This is a genomic window from Robbsia andropogonis (genome assembly GCF_000970345.1).
GTDB classification, from domain to species: Bacteria; Pseudomonadota; Gammaproteobacteria; order Burkholderiales; family Burkholderiaceae; genus Robbsia; species Robbsia andropogonis.
Map to the genome: position 1 here is coordinate 1 of NZ_LAQU01000013.1, position 21,284 is coordinate 21,284.

At 61.1% G+C, this 21,284-nt stretch carries 16 protein-coding genes and 1 pseudogene; 11 read left to right on the forward strand and 6 right to left on the reverse strand.

From position 1 onward, the window contains the following. The 5 genes from WM40_RS13365 to WM40_RS13390 form a co-directional block, all read left to right on the forward strand. Positions 1-256: N-acetylmuramoyl-L-alanine amidase (locus WM40_RS13365; RefSeq protein ID WP_046153089.1), on the forward strand; the 256-nt coding region annotated here is incomplete at its 5' end. A gap of 617 nt (positions 257-873) precedes the next feature. Then, positions 874-3,834 (forward strand): ribonucleoside-diphosphate reductase subunit alpha, encoded by a 2,961-nt coding sequence (locus WM40_RS13370; protein WP_024901847.1) that lies wholly within the window; start codon positions 874-876, stop codon positions 3,832-3,834. 578 nt (positions 3,835-4,412) lie between these two features. After that, entirely contained in the window at positions 4,413-4,541 is a 129-nt protein-coding gene (locus tag WM40_RS32100; protein WP_260843705.1) for a hypothetical protein, read from the forward strand. Between the two features lie 185 nt (positions 4,542-4,726). After that, entirely contained in the window at positions 4,727-5,944 is a 1,218-nt protein-coding gene (locus tag WM40_RS13380; protein ID WP_024901845.1) for a ribonucleotide-diphosphate reductase subunit beta, read from the forward strand. A gap of 859 nt (positions 5,945-6,803) precedes the next feature. Then, positions 6,804-7,313 carry a histone H1-like DNA-binding protein gene (locus WM40_RS13390; RefSeq protein WP_046153091.1) on the forward strand — a complete coding sequence of 170 codons (510 nt, stop codon included), beginning with the start codon at positions 6,804-6,806 and terminating at the stop codon, positions 7,311-7,313. Positions 7,314-7,582: 269 nt separating this feature from the next. On the opposite strand, the gene WM40_RS13395 is transcribed toward WM40_RS13390, so the two are convergent. From WM40_RS13395 to WM40_RS13425, 6 genes are all read right to left on the reverse strand, one after another. Beyond that, complete coding sequence (locus WM40_RS13395; RefSeq protein ID WP_036007292.1) at positions 7,583-8,068, reverse strand: outer membrane lipoprotein; 486 nt, start codon at positions 8,066-8,068, stop codon at positions 7,583-7,585. A gap of 179 nt (positions 8,069-8,247) precedes the next feature. Next, positions 8,248-9,198: a carbohydrate kinase family protein gene (locus WM40_RS13400; RefSeq protein WP_024901841.1), complete on the reverse strand. Its 951-nt coding sequence runs from the start codon at positions 9,196-9,198 to the stop codon at positions 8,248-8,250. Positions 9,199-9,301: 103 nt separating this feature from the next. Beyond that, entirely contained in the window at positions 9,302-10,258 is a 957-nt protein-coding gene (gene prmA / locus WM40_RS13405) for a 50S ribosomal protein L11 methyltransferase (RefSeq protein ID WP_024901840.1), read from the reverse strand. Positions 10,259-10,491: 233 nt separating this feature from the next. Next, complete coding sequence (accC, locus tag WM40_RS13410; protein WP_024901839.1) at positions 10,492-11,862, reverse strand: acetyl-CoA carboxylase biotin carboxylase subunit; 1,371 nt, start codon at positions 11,860-11,862, stop codon at positions 10,492-10,494. 291 nt (positions 11,863-12,153) lie between these two features. Then, positions 12,154-12,621 (reverse strand): acetyl-CoA carboxylase biotin carboxyl carrier protein, encoded by a 468-nt coding sequence (gene accB, locus WM40_RS13415; RefSeq protein WP_046153092.1) that lies wholly within the window; start codon positions 12,619-12,621, stop codon positions 12,154-12,156. Positions 12,622-13,367: 746 nt separating this feature from the next. After that, positions 13,368-14,075, reverse strand: coding sequence for a hypothetical protein (locus WM40_RS13425; protein ID WP_046153093.1), 708 nt, complete (start codon positions 14,073-14,075; stop codon positions 13,368-13,370). 89 nt (positions 14,076-14,164) lie between these two features. On the opposite strand from WM40_RS13425, the gene mpl reads away from it, so the two are divergent. From mpl to pyrF, 6 genes and pseudogenes are all read left to right on the forward strand, one after another. Next, a complete protein-coding gene (mpl, locus tag WM40_RS13430; RefSeq protein ID WP_046153094.1) occupies positions 14,165-15,646 on the forward strand; it encodes a UDP-N-acetylmuramate:L-alanyl-gamma-D-glutamyl-meso-diaminopimelate ligase in 1,482 nt (493 codons plus the stop codon). Then, positions 15,643-16,200, forward strand: a pseudogene (locus WM40_RS13435) (YqiA/YcfP family alpha/beta fold hydrolase); the annotation flags it as partial. The gene mpl and the pseudogene WM40_RS13435, both read left to right, overlap by 4 nt. Before the next feature lie 237 nt (positions 16,201-16,437). After that, entirely contained in the window at positions 16,438-18,585 is a 2,148-nt protein-coding gene (locus WM40_RS13440) for a ribonuclease catalytic domain-containing protein (protein ID WP_082102695.1), read from the forward strand. Beyond that, complete coding sequence (aroE, locus tag WM40_RS13445; protein WP_236693508.1) at positions 18,582-19,586, forward strand: shikimate dehydrogenase; 1,005 nt, start codon at positions 18,582-18,584, stop codon at positions 19,584-19,586. The genes WM40_RS13440 and aroE overlap by 4 nt, the downstream gene beginning before the upstream one ends. Further along, entirely contained in the window at positions 19,583-20,314 is a 732-nt protein-coding gene (gene mtgA / locus WM40_RS13450) for a monofunctional biosynthetic peptidoglycan transglycosylase (RefSeq protein WP_407691577.1), read from the forward strand. The genes aroE and mtgA overlap by 4 nt, the downstream gene beginning before the upstream one ends. A 43-nt stretch (positions 20,315-20,357) precedes the next feature. Further along, complete coding sequence (gene pyrF / locus WM40_RS13455; RefSeq protein WP_082102697.1) at positions 20,358-21,251, forward strand: orotidine-5'-phosphate decarboxylase; 894 nt, start codon at positions 20,358-20,360, stop codon at positions 21,249-21,251. Positions 21,252-21,284 lie beyond the last annotated feature (33 nt).

Genomic DNA, 21,284 nt, shown 5'->3' on the forward strand with positions numbered 1-21,284 from the left:
GTTTGCCGGACGCGCGCGTTGCAATGACTTCGCGATCGGCGTGGAGTTGGAAGGCAGCGATACGACCCCATTCGAGCCGGCGCAATACGCGGCACTGGCGACGCTGACCGATGCCATCCGCGCCCGCCATCCGATCGAGGCGATCGTCGGGCATGAGCATATCGCCCCCGGTCGCAAGACCGACCCCGGCCCTTATTTCGATTGGGCGGCGTATGCGCATGCGGCACGTCTGCCGACGTCGCTACTACCTATCTGACGCCGGGCATCGGGACCTTCCCGATCTGCCCGGTTAGCGCATTTCCAAGTTAATGGGCAAGGCCCTTGTTGCGCCTGGGCAACCCCCTCACCAGCGCTACTGTCAAGCTAATGCAGTAAAAAAATGGGGCGATAAATCATTTTGCGATGGCATCGTGTACCCACTATACTTAGTGCGGAGCGACGGGCCTGCACACTACATCTGGTGTTATTCTGGGGATAAGTGGTGTGTAACCCGGGGATAACCGGTGCCTAACCGTGCTGCTTCGGTACCTGAGTCTTGCGTGGAGGGCCGTGTGGGCAGGCGGTACAGGATACGGAGGGGATGCGGTCTGTTTGCGGGACAGTTTTCCACAAGGGGCGTGCTTGTACTGCAAGCCACGTAAGGACGATGGACGCCGGTATGAGCGTGGCCCTTCGACACATTTTTTTATAGATGCAGTAACCGGGTGCCGCGGCATCGCAGGACGCAGTTCGGAAGGGGCGATAGAGAACGGGGCGTCTCTACACCCGCTATGCCCGGCACACCGTCCGCCTTTCGCATTGCTGATACAGCGGGGCGGCAAGTCTTCCATCTTACATTCGATTATTCGTTGCCCAGACCAGGAGTGTTTGTTTATGCAATCGACCGAGAACGTCGCGACGTCCGTACGCGAGACGCCGTTGCCCGGCGACCAGGGCGGTGTGGCCAGCCATGCGGCAGGTGCCGCACGTGCCGGGGCGCCAACCTACCCGGACCACAAGGTGATCCGCCGTAACGGTTCGGTTGTGCCGTTCGAGCCGTCGAAGGTGGCCATCGCGATGACGAAGGCTTTCCTGGCGGTCAATGGCGGGCAAGGCGCTGCATCGGCGCGCGTGCGCGAGCAAGTCGAGCAGTTGACCGGGCACGTCGTGCGCGCACTGCTGCGCAGTCGGCCAAATGGCGGCACGTTCCATATCGAAGACATCCAGGACCAGGTCGAACTGGCCTTGATGCGTGCCGGCGAGCACAACACCGCGCGTGCCTACGTGCTGTATCGCGAGAAACGTTCGCAAGAGCGTCTGAGCGCGGTGCCGGTGCATCCGGAGGTCACGATCAATGTCGTCGACGGTGAGTATCGTGGTCCGCTGAACCTGGTAGCGTTGCACGAACTGATTGCATCGGCATGCGATAACTTGGGCAGTGCGGTATCGGCGAAGCCGATTCTGGCCGAGACGATCAAGAACCTGTACGACGGCGTGCCGATGAGCCAGGTCTATGAGTCGGCCGTGCTGGCGTCGCGGACGATGATCGAGCAGGACCCGGCCTACAGCCAGGTCACCGCGCGCATCCTATTGCATACCATTCGCCGCGAGATTCTCGGTGGTGAAGTCACGCAAGGCCAGATGCAGTCGCGTTACGCCGAGTACTTCCCGCAGTTCGTGCAACGCGGCGTGGATGCCGAGCTGCTCGACGAGAAGTTGCTGTCGTACGACTTGCCGCGCCTTGCCGCCGCGCTGAATGCCAGCCGTGACCTGCAGTTCGGTTATCTCGGTCTGCAGACGCTGTATGACCGTTATTTCCTGCACGTCGATGGTCGGCGCATTGAAATGCCACAAGCGTTTTACATGCGCGTGGCGATGGGATTGGCGCTGAACGAAACCGACCGTGAAGCGCGGGCGATCGAGTTCTACGACATTCTGTCGACGTTCGACTTCATGAGCTCGACGCCGACGTTGTTCAACTCCGGCACGCGTCGTTCGCAGTTGTCTTCATGCTATCTGACGACGGTTGATGATGATCTCGAAGGCATATACGAAGCGTTGAAGGAAAACGCGCTGCTGTCGAAGTTCGCTGGTGGCCTGGGTAACGACTGGACGCCGGTGCGCGCGCTGGGCTCGCACATCAAGGGCACCAATGGCAAGTCGCAAGGCGTGGTGCCGTTCCTGAAGGTCGTCAACGATACGGCCGTGGCGGTCAATCAGGGTGGCAAGCGCAAGGGCGCGGTATGTGCCTACCTGGAAACATGGCACTTGGACATCGAGGAATTCCTGGAGCTGCGCAAGAACACGGGCGACGATCGCCGTCGTACGCACGATATGAACACGGCGAACTGGGTGCCCGACCTGTTCATGAAGCGGGTCATGGAAAACGGTGAATGGACACTGTTCTCGCCGTCGCTTTGCCCGGACCTGCACGATAAGTTCGGTGCGGAATTCGAGAAAGCCTACGTGGCCTACGAGCAGCAGGCGGCCAATGGTCAGATGAAGCTGTTCAAGAAGGTGTCGGCCAACCAGATGTGGCGCAAGATGCTCGGCATGTTGTTTGAAACCGGCCATCCGTGGATCACGTTCAAGGATCCGTGCAACGTGCGCTCGCCGCAACAGCACGTTGGTGTCGTGCACTCGTCGAACCTGTGCACCGAGATCACGCTCAACACCGGTCCGGACGAGATTGCCGTGTGTAACCTCGGTTCGGTGAACCTGGTTGCGCATCTGCATGAAGTCGACGGCAAGATGCAGATCGATCATGCAAAGTTGAAGCGCACGGTCAGTGTGGCCATGCGGATGCTCGACAACGTCATCGACATCAATTATTACGCGGTGGAAAAGGCACGCAACTCCAACATGAAGCACCGCCCGGTGGGTATGGGGGTAATGGGGTTCCAGGATTGTTTGCACGCACTGCGTACGCCGTACGCATCGGATGCGGCGGTGGCATTTGCCGACGAGTCGATGGAAGCGGTGTGCTACTACGCTTACTACGCCTCCACCGAGTTGGCCGAAGAGCGCGGCCGCTACTCGTCTTACAAGGGATCGTTGTGGGATCGCGGCATCTTGCCGCAAGACTCGCTGAAACTGTTGGCCGAAGCGCGTGGCGGCTATCTGGAAGTCGACATGTCGAGCCGCATGGACTGGGCGCCGCTGCGTGAGCGCGTGGCCAAGTACGGCATGCGCAATTCGAACTGCATCGCGATCGCGCCGACGGCAACGATCTCGAACATCATTGGCGTGTCACCGTGTATCGAGCCGACCTTCCAGAACCTGTATGTGAAGTCGAACCTGTCGGGCGAATTCACAGTCGTCAACGAATACCTGGTGCGTGATTTGAAGTCGCGCGGCATGTGGGACGAGGTGATGGTTGCCGACCTGAAGTATTTCGATGGCATGCTGTCGCGCATCGATCGCATTCCGGCTGACCTGCGTGCGTTGTACGCAACGGCATTCGAAGTGGATCCGACGTGGCTGGTGGAAGCGGCGTCGCGCCGTCAAAAGTGGATCGACCAGGCGCAATCGTTGAATATCTTCATGGCCGGCGCATCGGGCAAGAAGCTTGACGAGACGTACAAGAAGGCATGGTTGCGTGGTTTGAAGACGACGTATTACCTGCGTACGATGGCGGCCACGCACGTCGAGAAGTCAACGGTGGCACATGGTGCGTTGAACGCGGTGCCAAGCGGCGACGGTGGCTTGTCCGCCAGCGCGGTGTCGGCCGCGCCAGCGGTTGCCGCCGCGGTTACGGCGACGATGCAAGCCGCTGCAGTGGATGAAGCCGATGGTCCGGTTTGCATGATGCGTCCGGGCGATGACGGCTTCGAAGAGTGCGAGGCGTGCCAGTAAAGGTAGTGGCCGGGTCGATCGATCCGGCCGCGATGTGCAACGGTCGTTGTCGACATTAGTGTCACTGAAGTAACAGTCGTAACGGGGTCGAACGTGTGGCGGGTAAATCGTGTCGAAGGTGAGACGATGCCCGCACCGTTCGACCTTTTTCTTCACCGTTGCCGTGACCTGTATGTATGACGAAGCGGCACGGCGCTGGTGGCGCACGTTGCATCATGTGGCGCGCGCGCACAGTGACCCTGTGTCGCTATATATGGCCCTTTTTGGCGATGGCGAGTACTATATTTAGTGGTTTTGGGTGGGCGAACACAGGGATGGGTGCTACACTTGGTTCCGCGACTTCGTGCAGGGCCTCGTGCGCCATCTACCCGTGACGTCGCAATGCGAATGCCGTGCGGGAACGTCCACAAGACAAGTGCAATGGCGGACGATCCAGCGGTGCGGCATGCATAACGCATCGATGGTCATGTGGGCAGCGATCGTGATCGCATTGCCATGCGTGTGACGCGGCGAATGTGGATGTCGTCCATCGGCACGCGTGTTGCCGCGTTGGTGCCATTACGATGCGGAGGCGTCGTGTGGATGATGTCGAGGCGAGGCCGTCCCATATCGCACGCGAAGTGCGCGACATATCAACGACGCTGCGGCGGCACTTGCTCGACGGTATCGCGCACCGCCGCATGGGGCGGCAAGCGACCGACGCATGATGGACGCCGAAAGATGTGAGCCATGAGGCAAATGACATCGCGTTCAGCACCCTGGATGGGTTTTGCGATCCAGATGTTGCTAATGTGCGATGCATGCAAAGACAAAACAGCTTTTTTGTGCAAGCGGTGCTTTTATCGTTTGACAAAAAATGGTACAACCCGACTTGAATAAATGGTGAAAGCGAATGCTGAACTGGGATGAAGAAACTTCCGTGATGCAACCTGCCGGTGCGACGCAACGAGCAGGGGTGTCGTCGGTGCAGAATGCAGGCGGCGCAGTGACGGGTGCGACGTTGCCGCAAGCGATGCCGGAAGCCCAGGCCGCGTTCGCGCAAGATGTCGCGAAGGCACCGGCAGCGCCGCAACAGGCAGCGCCGAATCCGACAGCCCGCGTGAATGTCAGCGACAAGCGGATCATCAACGGTCAGACCGACGTCAACCAGCTGGTGCCGTTCAAGTACAAATGGGCATGGGAAAAATACCTGGCCGGCTGCGCGAATCATTGGATGCCGCAGGAAGTGAACATGTCGCGCGACATCGCGCTGTGGAAGGATCCTAACGGTCTGACCGAAGACGAGCGTCGGGTCGTGAAGCGCAATCTGGGATTCTTCGTGACGGCGGACTCGCTGGCGGCCAACAACATCGTGTTGGGCACGTATCGGCATATCACTGCCCCCGAGTGCCGGCAGTTCCTGTTGCGCCAGGCGTTTGAGGAGGCCATCCATACGCACGCGTACCAGTACATCGTCGAATCGTTGGGTCTCGACGAAGGCGAGATCTTCAACGCGTATCACGAAGTGACATCGATCCGCGACAAGGACGAGTTCCTGTTGCCGTTCATCGATACGTTGACAGATCCCGCGTTCAAGACCGGTACCTTGGAAACCGACCAACAACTGCTGCGCTCGTTGATCGTGTTCGCCTGCATCATGGAAGGTTTGTTCTTCTATGTCGGATTTACACAGATTCTGGCGCTTGGTCGTCAGAACAAGATGACCGGCGCGGCAGAGCAATACCAATACATCCTGCGTGACGAGTCGATGCACTGTAACTTCGGTATCGACTTGATCAATCAGATCAAGCTCGAGAACCCGCATCTGTGGACTGCGGAATTCAAGGCGGAGATCACAGGGATCTTCCGTCAGGCAGTGGATCTGGAGTATAAGTACGCGGAAGATACGATGCCGCGTGGCGTGTTGGGCTTAAACGCAAGCATGTTCAAGGGGTATCTTCGCTTTATATGCAATCGCCGTTGTCAACAGATCGGCCTGGACGCCATGTTCCCGAACGAGGAAAATCCGTTCCCGTGGATGAGCGAGATGATCGACTTGAAGAAGGAGCGCAACTTCTTCGAGACGCGAGTCATCGAGTACCAGACAGGTGGCGCACTCTCTTGGGAGTGATCGTAGGCAGTCCGTCGGTGGCGAGATGCGCGAGAGTGACGTGAAAGTGCATCGCATTGACACGGAATGCGGCGATTACGTCACATGGTGGAATGATGTTTGCTCTACTTTTGTCGTGAAGGCGGTAGCATGGCGCATGTGGTCGAGCCATGTGACCGCCAGCAGTGATACCTGATTCGAACAACGACGCATCGCAGCGACGTTGTCGCCAGTGACGCACTGGCAGGAAGCAGTCGGAGAAGACAGCATGGCAACAGACGTTGGTAAGCGCGTGATATGACGCCCCAACGGACAAGGCGGTAAATCGGAGTGTACTGACGGCGGTCCCGCGCGCAAACATCGCGTGAACAGATAGGACATCCTAGAAAGCGTGTGACCTCGACAGTACCGGATGGATAGTGCCAATTAACGAAGTGGGGAAAGTCGTCCTGATGCAGAGCGCTTCGTGCGGCCAATCGGCCCACCTGGATGACCGAGAGCTCTTTGCGATCCCTTCAGTGGGAGGGACCAACGCCCCTCCAAAAAAAGGACCCGTTTTCAAGCGATCCGATTACAAGTCAGGTTCCGAACTCTGCGCCGACGCCTTCGGCAGCGCGGAACCGCCTCATCAACCGTCACGATGCGATCGACCTGCCGATGGTGGCCGATCGCGTTACACGCGCATGCGATCGATTCCGGTCGCGTGCGCGTTGCCGCATTCGTCTGTTGGGCACCGATTATCGGTTCCCAGCGAACGAATAGCTCGTTTCAACGGCATGCCACGTCCCTGGCATCAAAGCCTGGGCGTCAAGCCGTCAACGGGTTCCCGACGTAGGGTGTTGTTGCTTCACATTTCATCCGACAACTGAAGGAGAAAAACATGGCTACCGCCAAAAAGAAACCTGCTACAAAGAAGGTCGCTGCAAAGAAAGCACCGGCTAAGAAAGCTGCTGCCAAGAAGGTCGCGGTCAAGAAGGTTGCCGCAAAGAAAGTAGCGGTCAAGAAGGTTGCCGTTAAGAAGGTCGCCGCAAAGAAAGCACCGGCGAAGAAGGCCGCTGCAAAGAAGGTCGCCGCCAAGAAAGTAGCGGTGAAGAAGGTTGCCGCGAAGAAGGCGCCGGCAAAGAAAGCGGCAGCGAAGAAGGTCGCCGTGAAGAAGGTCACCGCGAAGAAGGCTGCTGCAAAGAAGGTCGCTGCCAAAAAAGTAGCAGCGAAGAAGACGGCCGCGAAGAAGGCGCCGGCGAAGAAAGCTGCCGCCAAGAAAGCCTCGGCAAAGAAGTCGGCGGCAAAGCCTGCCCCTGCGCTCGGTGCGACGACGCCTACGTCACCGGCGGTGAAGACCACGCTGAGCACCACGGGTGCCTGGCCGTTTCCCACCAGCCCGAAGCCGTAATGCGCTGCCGCGTTCGCGCGGCCTCACCGAAGGCAGGCACGACCGGTCATCCGGTGCGATGGTCAGGCTTGGCGGCAACCGCACTGCCAGCTTACCGAGCCCCGACCGGACCCTCGGCGTACGATCTTGCGATAAGCAACATCGTACGCGTCATCCGCTTGCCACAAAAAGAAACCCGCCCTCGCTTACGCGAATGCGGGTTTTTTTACCGATACGTCGGTCGATGGCTTCATGCCATCCCGAACCGTCTTGACGCGCGGGGAAACGGCTTAGTGCGTCACACGCGTTATGCCACCGCTTGTCAGCAGCCTGACGCGCTGGCCCGCGGCGAACGTCTCGGCGCTTGGCGCTTGCGTGATAGCACGCAGGTCGCCGTTGTCCAGGCGTACAGTGATCTCGACGCCTTGCTTGGTGCCAATGCCTTTCTCGATCGCGTTGCCTGCCACGAGGCCTCCGAGACCGCCGAGGATGCCGGTCACCAGCGATCCGCGTCCACCACCGATCGCACTCCCTGCAACCGCGCCGAGGGCGCCGCCGCCGATCGCGCCGACACCGGTCGTCTCGCCTTCGCGAATCTGTACGGCCCGCACGGATTCCACGGTGGCCATGCGGACCGTTTGTTCGCGCTGTGCTTGGGACACCGTGTACGAGTCCGCGGAGGCACCGCCGGTGGCACATCCCTGCATGACCAACAACGTTGCTGTCATCGGTACGATGACAGCAACTTGCCATAGCGTCGTCTTGCTCATCTGCATTTTCTCCTGTTACCGCTGCCCACTATTACGTGATAGTCGCTGCAACGCCAGCCTGGTTTCCGCGCCACTTCGGCGAGGGGAATGGCGTTGCGTATCTTAGTTATATACGCCTAGACATTGATCTCAGCGCCAATGCGAACGCTACCGACGGTGGGCACGTCACGAGGCAGTGAGCGAGGTCAAGCCAATGCGTATCCAAACGCACGTTGGAATGCGGCGTGCAGTTCGTCCACGGTCAATGCATAGTTCTGCGGACCCTGCGTCGCGATCTTCAATGAGCCCATCAGGCTCGCCAGCCGACCGGTCGTAGGCCAATCCAGACCGTTTTCGATGCCGAACAGCAGACCGCCGCGGAACGCATCGCCGCAGCCGGTCGGGTCGACGATACGTTCCGCCGGCACTACGGGGATGTCATCCTGTTGGCCGTCGCGGTAAATCGTCGCGCCCTTCTCGCCACGGGTCACGATGGTGGCCTGCGTGCGTGAGACGATTTCGTCCCACGACCAGCCTGTCTTGTTCTCAACCAATTTGGCTTCGTAGTCGTTGACCGCCAGATAGGTCGCGAGTTCGATCATACGACGTAGCGTGTCCTGTTGGAACAGTGGCAGGCCCTGACCGGGGTCAAACAGGAAGGGAATACCCGCTTTTGAGAATTGTTCGCAGTGCGCAATCATCCCATCGAGGCCATCGGGGGCGACGATGCCCACCTTGATCGCCCCATCATCGTTGCATGCCCGCTCGACGTCGTTTTGATGCGATTGCATCATCGCGCCAGGATGGAAGGCCGTGATCTGATTATTGTCGAGGTCGGTCGTGATCATCGCTTGAGCGGTGCTCGCGCCATCAATCACGCGGACATGATGGGCTTTGAGATCCAGTTCGCCCAAGCGGTCGAGGTAGCGTTGACCATCGACGCCGCCGATGGTGGCCATGATGCGAGCGTCCCCCCCCAGCATGCGCAGGCTATACGCGATATTGCCCGCGCATCCGCCGAATTCCTGACGCATCGTTGGCACGAGAAAACTGACGTTCAGAATGTGCACCTGATCCGGAAGGATATGTTCGCCAAAACGCCCTTCGAACGTCATGATGTTGTCGTAGGCGAGCGATCCGCAAATGAGCGAGGCCAAAGTGTTTTACCCAGAAAAAGTAAATGTGCCATGAACCATCATGGCGGCTATGAGGTATTTTACTCAGCCCCCGCCATCATTGCGAACTGGCGTGCGCGATGTACTAAGCGCGGCGCGTGCCGCTGAGGCAGACCCACCCTTCGTGTTCACGCCAGACATGCATGTCGATCCACGGCGCATACGCCGCGGCCACTTCTTCGGCCTGGCGTGCCAATACGCCGGAGAGCGCGATGCGACCACCGGGCCGCACACGCCCGCATAGCATCGATGCCAGTACTTTCAACGGATTCGACAGGATGTTCGCGACGACGATATCGAACGTCGCTCCCGGTTCGGCCACTGCCTGCGCGCCCGTGGCGCTGCCAGGCGCCGAGGCCGCTGCGGGCAGGGCGTCTGGCAGGCCAAAGCGCAGCGCCTGGCCGGCTACACGATTGCGGGCCGCGTTGTCGTGCGCGGTCGCTACCGCCTGAGCGTCGATATCGATTCCTACCACATCGCGCGCACCGCACTTGACGGCGAGAATGGCCAGGATACCGGAGCCGCAACCGTAGTCGAGCACGGTATCGCCATTCTGGACCTGGCTTTCCAGCCATTCCATGCACAGCCGCGTAGTCGGATGGCTGCCGGTGCCGAAGGCCAGGCCGGGATCCAGTTCGAGGATCAACGCGTCGGGGTCCGGGGCATCGTGCCACGATGGCACGACCCAGATGTGTCTGCCTATCGCGATGGGTGCGAACTGGGATTGCGTCAGGCGGACCCAGTCCTGGTCCGCGATCTCACGCGTCTCGAACGACGGTACGGGCAACAGCAGGTGGTTCGCCGCCGCGCGCAACAGGACGTCCGGGTCCTGATCCGCAGATAGCAGCGCGACGACGCGTGAGTGATGCCAGCTGTGCGACTGCACGACCATGCCGGGCTCGCCGAAAACGGGCTGCTCGTCCGGCGTATCGGCATCGGCGTCTTCGATCGACACGGACAGGGCGCCCAGGTCCATCAGCGTGTCGGAGAGCGCTTCGGCGGTGTCACGCGCCGCATCAATGACTAATTCGCGGTAACTCACGCGGATACTCCTGTTCAGCCGTCCAAACCCGGATGATACGCGATGTCACCGGGTGTTCGACACCGCGCCCGTCGTGGTATCGAAGGGACGTATCGAAAAAAAGCGCGGGGCACCGGGGCGGCGCATGCACTGCGTCAGTCCCACGGTACACCCGCGCGGTGGTCCTTCTGGCAACGTTCCCGGCAGTGGTTCGGCTTGTCCACGAGGCGCAACCCTGCACGCGCCGGTTACGTTTAGGCCTGGTTGCCTTGCTCGGCGGCTTTATTTGCGGCCAGGCGTTCTTCCAGATAATGGATGCTCGTGCCGCCGGCGATGAATGCACCGTCGGCCATCAGTTCCCGATGCAGCGGAATGTTCGTCTTGATGCCTTCGACCACCATTTCCGACAGCGCGATCTGCATCCGCTTGATCGCCTGATCGCGGGTGGCACCATAGGCAATGACCTTGCCGATCATCGAATCGTAGTTCGACGGCACGAAATAGCCATCATAGGCATGCGAATCGACACGGATGCCAGGGCCGCCCGGTGGATGCCATGACGTAATGCGACCCGGTGACGGCGTAAACTTGAGGGGGTCCTCGGCATTGATACGGCATTCGATCGCATGCCCGCGCAGTTCGACGTCGCGCTGACGGATCTCCAGTTTTTCGCCTGCGGCGATGCGGATCTGTTCCTGCACGATGTCGACGCCCGTGATCAGTTCGGTGACGGGATGTTCGACCTGCACGCGCGTGTTCATTTCGATGAAATAGAACTCGTCGTTTTCGAACAGGAACTCGAACGTGCCGGCGCCACGATACCCCATCTTCTTGCAGGCCTCGGCGCAGCGTTCCCCCACTTTTTCGACGATGCGGCGTGCAATACCCGGGGCCGGCGCTTCCTCGATCACCTTCTGGTGGCGGCGTTGCATCGAGCAGTCGCGCTCACCCAGCCAGATGGCGTTCTTGAACGTGTCGGCAAGAACCTGGATTTCCACGTGACGCGGATTCTGCAGGAACTTCTCCATATAGACTTCGGGATTGCCGAAGGCTCGGCCGGCTTCCTCGCGCGTCATGTTGACCGCGTTGATCAACGCCGCTTCGCTGTGGACCACGCGCATGCCACGACCGCCGCCGCCGCCCGCGGCCTTGATGATCACGGGATAGCCCACGGCGCGGCCGATCTTGATGATCTCCTTCGGATCTTCCGGCAATGCGCCTTCCGAACCGGGCACGCACGGCACGCCGGCACGGATCATTGCCTGCTTCGCAGACACCTTATCGCCCATCATACGGATGGTTTCCGGGCGGGGTCCGATGAACGCGAATCCGGACTGCTCGACGCGCTCGGCAAAGTCGGCATTTTCCGACAAGAAGCCATAGCCGGGATGAATTGCCTCGGCATCGGTGACTTCCGCGGCGCTGATCAGCGCCGGCATGTTGAGATAGCTGAGATTCGACGGAGCCGGACCGATACACACGGCTTCATCCGCCAGCCGGACGTACTTTGCTTCCTTGTCGGCTTCGGAGTAGACCACCACGGTCTTAACGCCGAGTTCACGGCACGCGCGCTGAATACGCAGCGCGATTTCCCCGCGATTGGCAATGAGAATTTTTTCGAACATAGCTGAAAAGCCTAGCGGAATGTCGGACGATCGTTACCGATCGCCGGGATCAATCGAAAAGGCACGAAAACTGTCGGAACAGGGCGGGACGGCGTGTTCGCTGCGAATGTCGCGGTCCCGGCGCCTTCTTCTCGGCATACGCCATCACGCACGCGCAGGAGAACCATGCGGTCTTCACTCTGTCTCATCCGCCGAAACGCGTCTTCGTGCCGACGACGACATCGGCGCGGGCTACGCGCACCGTCCTGGGGACCGGGGGCGCGTGGCACGCCGGGCTGTCCGCCCGCGGTATCAGCCGATAACGAACAGCGGCTGGCCGTATTCGACTGCCTGGCCGTTGTCGACCAGTACTTCCTTGATCACGCCGCTCTTGTCGGCTTCGATTTCGTTCAACAGCTTCATCGCTTCGATGATGCAGATCGTCTGGCCTTCCTTGACCGTGTCGCCCACCTGGACGAAGGATTCCGCACCCGGTGAGGGTGCGCGGTAGAACGTGCCGACCATCGGTGACGTGACGATATGGCCTTGTGGCGCCGCCGGCTCGGCGGGTGCTGCGCCAGGCGCCGCACCGGCAGCGGGCGCACCCGCCGCCGGTGCGCCCGCTGCCGGTGCGTAATGGACCGCCGGCGCCGCCGCCGCGTACACCGGCGCCGCATTCTTGACAATGCGCACGCGGCCTTCGCCTTCCGTGATTTCGAGTTCGGAAATGCTGGACTCGGCCACCAGGTCGATCAAAGTCTTCAGCTTACGTAGGTCCATCGAAAAAGCTCCGTTTAAATTGATCTATGATCGGAACTACGACAGGCAGGCTTACCCCTGGCGCCCCTCGAACGGCGCCACGCACACGGCGGCCGCGCTTATGGAGACGACAATGGTCCGAGCCATTCGGTCACCCCTCGCATGTCGGATCTGTCACGATCGCGGGATCAACCCCACGGACGTCGGGGTCAATTCCTGATTAGCGTCAATGTAACCTAACTTCGTCCAATCTGCACGCTTTTTGCGAAAAATTCTGCTAATTTCAGCGTATTTCCAGGATCGCATGCTGTGACGCAAACATGTATTCTGTCGAGAAACAATTGACTGTCGCCTGGTTGCAACAAAGTGATGGTTCGCAGCAAAATTCGCGAAGTTGCGCGACTTTACCGCTATTTGAAAAAAACTGTCCAGTGAAAAATAGGACTCAGCTTATTTCAGCGGGGGCAAAGGCGCGTGGCGCCCTGATCCGATGGGCGTTACGCGCGACGTCGTTGTCTGTCGGCGCGGACGCCATAGGGCACGCCGGTCCTTTCGCATAAGACAGGCACAAAACGACAGCAACGGTAATGCGGACGATACAAAGCCCATGCTGCATTCCGCGACATCGCAAGCAGATCCTGGAAGAGGGCGCACGAAAGCAAGGACGCCTGGCCGGTCGATCGGACATCGTGTCTGTCGACACGATGTCGTGCCCGTCAGGTCACGTCTTTGGCAATGGGTCCTGGTGGCGCGGTCGTGGTAATGCCCTATGCGCCTTCCTGGGCATCGGCCTGTGCTTCGAGCATATCCGTCAGCATTCGCATGCTGCCGCGAATCGGTCGGCCGCGGGGGTCGTTGCGCGTAGCGCCGCGGAGGTCGTTCTGCGGGTAAAGGGACAACTGGATGCCTACGGTGCCGTCGGCGAGCGCGCCCATGCCGCCTAAGCCATGCCGGCCGTCGGTATCGCCTGCCCGCGCGTCGCGCAACGCGGCATCGCGCACGACAAAGCTCAGCGTCTCTACCATGCCTTTGCCGCCCGCGTGACGGGTCTCGCCAGCGTCGTAGTCGATGCCGGCATTGAGCATGAAGATGGCAATGTCCTTGCTTGCATCGGAAAACAATTGCAGGTGGATGTCCGAGTGCGCTCCGGCCGTGCCATTCCAGACGGCGCCGGTCACGTACGGGTCGAACGCGGACAGGCGCGCCATCCATTCGAGAGCGATCCGTCGCATTGCGTGCAAGATTGCGGGCTGGCTGTCGGACAGGAAAAGCGACTGGTATTCGCGGACTTCATCCTCGATCATGTCGTTGTCCGGCAGCCATTCACCGGAAATCCGGGAGTCTCCGAGCAGTTGTCGCGCGGCCTTGCGCTTGGCGCTAGCGAAGTCGAAGCCGTCCTCGGCGATCAACTTCGCTGCCACCGCCGCGATTTCTTCGCGTACGCGCCTGGGATCGAGTGCGGGTTTACGTGCCATCGGGCCATGATACCTGAGATTCGAGGGGGGCTAGGCGGCCCCTCGGGTACAATGCACCGGTTTTGATATCAGTCGTTCGGCACGTTCCCATGCATATTCATATTCTCGGTATCTGCGGTACGTTCATGGGTGGTTTGGCCGTGCTGGCCCGAGAAGCCGGGCACCAGGTCACGGGGTGCGATGCGGCGGTCTACCCACCGATGAGCACGCAGCTCGCCGCTCAGGGAATCAACCTGACCGATGGTTACGACGCCGATCCGGCCGTGATTGGCGCGGACCTGTATGTGATCGGGAATGTCATCACGCGCGGTAATCCGTTGATGGAGCGCATCCTCGATCGTGGCCTGCCTTACACGTCCGGGCCCCAATGGCTGTCCGAGCATGTCCTGGCGGACAAGTGGGTGCTGGCCGTCGCGGGGACGCACGGCAAGACCACCACGACATCGATGCTGGCGCATATCCTGGATCAGGCAGGCTTCGCGCCTGGTTTCCTGATTGGCGGGGTTCCGCAGGATTTCGGGATTTCGGCCCGCTTGACCGATTCGTCGTTTTTCGTCATCGAAGCCGACGAATACGACACCGCGTTTTTCGACAAGCGGTCGAAGTTCGTGCATTACCGGCCGCGGACGCTGATTCTCAATAACCTCGAATACGATCACGCTGATATTTTCCCCGATCTCGCGGCCATCGAGACACAGTGCCATCATCTGGTGCGGACGGTGCCGGGCATCGGACGTATCGTGTCGAATGGGACCGAAGCGGCGCTGGATCGCGTGCTGCAACGCGGTTGCTGGAGCGAGGTCGAGCGCTTTGGCGTGGAGAACGGCTGGGAAGCCCGGGCGTTGTTGCAACCCGTCGCGGCCGCAATGCCGCCCACCGCGACACCGGGCGATCAGGTCGCCGACCGAGCGAGCGACGACATCGACGCCGCGCATTTCGGCGTGGCGTGGCAGGGTCGCCAGGTGGCCGAGGTCGAGTGGGGATTGCAGGGCAGGCATAATGTCATGAACGCGTTGGCGGCGGTGGCGGCGGCGCATCATGTCGGCGTGCTGCCTAGCGTCGCCGCGAAAGCATTGGGCACTTTCCGGGGTATCCGGCGTCGAATGGAAAGGCGCGGCGATGTGATGGGTATCACCGTCTATGATGACTTCGCCCACCATCCCACCGCGATACGTACGACGATTGCCGGTCTGCGCGCGGCGATGACGCGGGGGGATGCTGCCGGGCGTGACGGTCGCATCCTGGCGGTGCTGGAGCCGCGTTCGAATACGATGAAGCTAGGGGTGATGAAGGCTGCATTGCCGCAGAGCCTCATGGGCGCGGACTTGACGTTCGCTTATCACGCGCCTACCGGTAAAACGGCGCTGGACTGGAATCTGGCAGACGCTTTGGCGCCGCTGGGCGGCCGTGCGCAGGCATTTGACGATCTGCGCGGGCTGGTTGCCGCCGTCGTGCGTGAGGCGCGTCCCGGCGATCAGGTGCTGGTCATGAGCAATGGCGGGTTCGGCGGCGTGCATCAGCTGTTGCTCGATGCGCTGTCGCAGCGCCCCAAGAACCGGGAAGCGCATTGATTCTCTATCTGCACGGATTCCGTTCCTCTCCGCGCTCCTTCAAGGCGCGGCGGCTTGCCGGACGCTTGGCTGTTCTTGGACAGATCAATGCATGGCGTTGCCCGCAATTGCCGGTAAGTCCCTATGAAGCAATCCGTCTGGCCGAGTCGATTATCGGTCAGACGCCCGCATCGGATTTGACGCTGGTCGGAAGTTCGCTGGGTGGTTATTACGCGACATGGCTTGCGGAGCGGATCGGATGCCGTGCCGTGGTGATCAATCCGGCGACGATGCCGGACGCGAGCCTGGAGCGCTTTCTGGGTGAGCAACCCTTGTGGCACGGCGGTGGCACGATCGTCGTCGAGCCACGGCATCTCGATGAATTGAAGGCATTGCGGGTCGAGCGGCTAAGTGACCCGGGTCGGTATTTTCTGCTGGCTGCCACGGGTGACGAGGTTCTGGACTATCGGGATATGCTGGTGCATTACGCGGGCGCAAAAACGACGCTTATCGAAGGCAGCAACCACGCTATCAGCGAATTCGACGATTATCTGGACGCGGTGCTGGCATTCTGTGGCATCGATGTCGCACCGCTGCCGGGCGCGGTGGCAACCTGTCCGAATGCCGATATCGTTGCGCAGGATGATGTCCCGGCATTGGCGATTGGTGGTGTACCGCCCGTGGTGACGGGAACGCGCCGCATGGCAAATTGAACATGTGTCGGTGGCGGCCCGATGGCAACCACCGACACCATCGCGTCATCGCGCACACGATGGGAACGACCGCAGTCGAATGCGGAGAAAGGGTAGAGCGTGAACGTTTTTTTTGAAGAATCCGGCAGTTTCAAGGCGGGCACCGTGCTCTCGCAGAACGGTGACGCGCTGCAGGTGGAGTTGCCGGGTGGTCGTCGGGCGAAAGTAAAGGGCCGGGACGTGATGGTGGAGTTTACGTCGCCCGCGCCCGCCGACCTGATCAAACAGGCCGACACTGAAGCGGGCGACATCGATCTGGATTTCCTTTGGGAGGTAGCCGGCGTCGACGAATTCAATTTCGCCGCGCTGGCGACCGAGTACTTTGGCGAGAAGCCGACGGCGGTGCAGCGCGCGGCACTGGCATTGCGTATTCACGGCTCGCCGGTCTATTTCCGGCGCAAGGGCCGGGGAAATTACCAGCGGGCGCCGGAAGAGCAATTGAAGGCGGCGCTGTCGGCATTGGCACGCAAGGCCGAGCAGGCACGCGTCCAGGATGGCTATGTACAGGAACTGATCGAAGGTCGACTGCCGGACGCCTTCAAGGGGCGGGTCGTGAACTTGCTGGTGCGGCCCGACAAGAATACGATCGAATACAAGGCGATGGAAGCCGCCGCCGCCGCGCGTGGCATGACGGCGGCGCAGTTGATGATCGCGTGCGGCGGCATCGAGTCGCCCCGTATGTGGCATGAGACCAAGTTTATCGCGGAATATTTTCCCGACGGTATCGGTTTCCCGGCGGTCAGTGTCGCTGCGCCGCTAGACGAACTGCCGGACGCCGGTGTGCGCGCTTTCTCGATCGACGACATCACGACGACTGAAATCGATGATGCCATCTCGGTGACACATCTGGCGGACGATCGGTTGAGGGTGGGCGTGCATATCGCGGCGCCATCGCTCGGCATCATGAAGGATGATGCGATCGACGCCATCGCACGGGCGCGTCTGTCCACCGTCTATATGCCGGGTGACAAGATCACGATGTTGCCCCCGGAGGTGGTGGAGGTCTTCACGCTGAACGAAGGCGACTTCCGGCCAGCGGTGTCGCTGTACCTGATCGTCGACAAGCAGACCTACGATGTGGTTGCCACCGAGACGCGCGTCGAGAAGGTCTTCATCTCGCACAATCTGCGTACAAATATTCTCGACCCGATCGTGACCGAGGAATCGCTGGCCGCCAATGAAGGCGACTACCCGCATCGCGACGACATCGTGGCATTGTGGCCGTTGGCGCAGGCGCTCCATGAGACGCGGCAGCAGACGCGGATCGCCAACGGCTTGCGCCGCGAGGTGCAACGCTCGTCCGATTTCAACTTCTACATCGAAGGCGAGCACGTCACCATCTCGCCGCGTCGCCGTGGCGCGCCGCTGGATCTGATCGTCGCCGAGCTGGCCATTGCGGCAAACAGCAACTGGGGCGCGTATCTGGCCGAACATGGCGTGCCGGGCATCTATCGGGCACAACGCGCCTTCGGTCCGAATCGCACGCGGATGCAGACATCGGCGGCACCGCATGAAGGTCTAGGCGTTGCGCAATATGCGTGGAGCACCTCTCCGCTGCGTCGGTATGTCGATCTGGTGAATCAATGGCAATTGGTGGCCATCACGCGTCATGGCGTGGCTGCAAAGATGGTCGCGCCGTTCAAGCCGAAGGATGCGGACCTTTATGCGGTGGTTCAGGGCTTCGACGAGACGTATTCGGCCTACGCCGAGCATCAGCACAAGATGGAAAAGTTCTGGTGCCTGCGCTGGTTGCGGCAGGAGGAGCGCAAGCAGATGGTGGCACAGGTCATCAAGGGCGATCTGGTACGTTTCGAGGAGATCCCGCTCACGATGATCGTTCCCGCGATCGGCGTGCACGCGCGCGGCACGCGCCTGCTGCTCGATATCGTCGAGATGGATGAACTCAACGTCGACTTGTCATGTCGACTGGTACAGGTGCTGGACGTGCCGCCCGTCGATGGCGCGGACACGGTCGATGGCGCCGACGCCGAGGAGACGGGCGAGGACGCGGCGGAGGTGGAATTGGCGGCCGAAGCGGGCAAGGCGGGCGACGGCGCCACGACGGAAGACGCTGCCGCGCCGCCGGACGGCGACACCGATACGGGGGCGCGGGACGACGACAACGCATTCGACCAGGAGGCGGCAGTCACGGAAAACCGCGATCAGGCCGCATTGCAGGGCACCGGGGACTTGGAGAAGCGAGCATGATCGCGAATACGTCGCATGACCAAGCGGGCGGGCAACCAATCATGGATGTCGATCGCTACCTGGTGGTGGGACATCCGATCGCACACAGTAAATCGCCGGAGATCCATGCGGCTTTTGCGAAAGCCACAGGTCATGCACTGCACTATGACCGTCTGCTGGCACCGCTCGATGGTTTTGCCGACGCGGTGCGGTCGTTTGCCGCCGCGGGCGGGCGAGGGATTAATGTCACCGTGCCGTTCAAGCTGGAAGCGCACGCCCTGGCCGATACGTTGACGCCGCGCGCCGCCGCTGCGGGCGCAGTCAATACGTTGCGCTTTTTGCGCGAAGGTGACACGGTGCGGATCGAAGGCGACAACACCGACGGCGCCGGTCTGGTGCAGGACATCGAGATCAATCTGGGTTGTCCGTTCGCGGGTAAGCGCGTCTTGCTGTTGGGCGCAGGTGGCGCGGCGCGTGGCGTGATCCTTCCGATTCTGGAGCGTGGACCCAGGCAGTTGCACATCGCCAATCGTACCGTGCAGCGCGCACACGCGTTGCGCGACCATTTTGCCGCTGATGCCGTGGCGCGGCATGTGGTGCTGGAAGCCCTCGAAGCGTCACAGTTGCTGCCGTTCGACGCGGCCGTCGTCCCGTCTGCTTCCGATCGTTCTCCGGCATCGATGACGGGCGCGACGGAAGCCGGAACCGCGGCGGCACTCGACGTAGCATCGGCATCGGCTGCGCGCTATGACATCGTCATCAACGGGACATCGAGCAGTCTCGGCGGCGCGTTGCCGGATCTGCCGGCCGGGGCGATTGGCGCTGGTACATTGGTTTATGACATGATGTACGGCGCTGCGCTTACGCCGTTCCTGCTTGCATCGCGGGCGGCCGGTGCCGATATCGCCGATGGTCTGGGGATGCTGGTCGAGCAGGCTGCCGAGTCGTTTCTGTCGTGGCGGGGGGTACGCCCTGATGGCCGCCCGGTGCTGACCGCGCTGCGCGCACGGTTGAAGGGATAAGTGCGATAGTGGCGACCCGCTCCCCACGCCGGCGATGGCTGACCTCCCGCGTCATGCGGGTGTTGACGCTTTTGCTGGTGGCGTGGTGCGCGACGCAGGTCTTTTACCTGGCGAGCATCGTCTGGTGGCGTTTCGTCGACCCGGGTTCCACCGCCTACATGCGGGCCGGTAGCTGGCGGATGGCGCATGACGGCGATCACCGTTCCCTGGAACATGAATGGGTGCCGTACGATGCCATCTCGATCAACTTGAAGCGCGCGGTGGTGGCATCCGAGGATGCCACCTTCGTCGACAATCCGGGCTTCGATACCGAGGCGATGATGCAAGCCTGGGATCGCAATCAGCGTGCGGGACGCGTGGCGCGCGGGGGGTCGACGATCACACAGCAATTGGCGCGCAATCTCTTTCTGTCGTCGGAAAAGAGCTATATTCGCAAGGGCCAGGAGCTGATCATTACCGGCATGCTCGACATGGTGCTCGACAAGCGTCGTATCCTTGAAATCTACCTGAACTCGGTGGAATGGGGCAATGGCGTGTACGGTGCGGAGGCGGCCGCGCGACATTACTTCCATGTTTCCGCGGCGCGGCTATCGGCGGCCCAGGCAGCGCGCCTCGCGGTGATGCTGCCCGATCCGCGCTACTACGACGCCCATCCTGGCTCGCCGTATCTGCGGCAACGCACCGGCGTCATTCAGGCGCGGATGAACGCGGTAACGGTCCCGCGGTAGGGTAGAATCGCGCTTGCGTTCCGATTCGCGTCCCGTTCATCTCATGTCTGCTCATTCTTCCGTGCCCCCCTCTTCCGCCACGTTTTCTTTCAACGGCATGCTGCGTGCCGCCTGGCAACGCACCGGTTCATTGCTGTGCGTCGGACTGGACCCGGAGCCCACGCGTTTTCCCGCCGCACTGGGTGGGAACAGGGGCAACGCCGATCCTGAGCACCTCTTCACGTTCTGTCGCGATATCGTCGATGCCACCGCGCCGTATGCGAGCGCCTTCAAGCCGCAAATAGCCTATTTCGCGGCGCATCGCGCCGAGTGGCAGCTCGAACGGCTGATTGCGCATATTCACGCGCATCATCCGGGGGTGCCGGTGATCCTGGATGCGAAGCGCGGCGATATCGGCTCCACCGCGCAGCAGTACGCGCGTGAAGCGTTCGAGCGTTTTCAGGCGGATGCGGTGACGGTGAATCCGTATATGGGCTTTGATACGATCGAGCCTTATCTCGCTTATCCGGGCAAGGGCGTCATCGTGCTGTGCCGGACATCGAATCCCGGTGGTTCGGATCTGCAGTTCCTCGATGTATCGCCCACCGACGGCGCGGCAACGGCGCGACCCTTGTATCAGGTCGTGGCGGAAAAGGCCGCCGGTGAATGGAACGCCAGCGGGGAGCTGTCGCTGGTCGTGGGCGCGACCTTTCCAGCGGAAATTGCGAGGGTCCGGGGCATCGTCGGTGACATGCCGTTGTTGATTCCAGGCATTGGCGCGCAAGGCGGCGATGTGGAAGCAACGGTGTCGGCCGGCAAGACCGCCGACAACACCGGCATGATGATCAATTCGTCGCGTGCGATCCTCTATGCGGGTAACGGCGCGGACTTCGCCCAGCGCGCGGCCGACGCGGCTCGCGCGACCCGTGACGCGATCAATGTCGCGCGCGGCGTTTGATTCGCACGGCGACCTGCTTCCGTGATGCGCCGT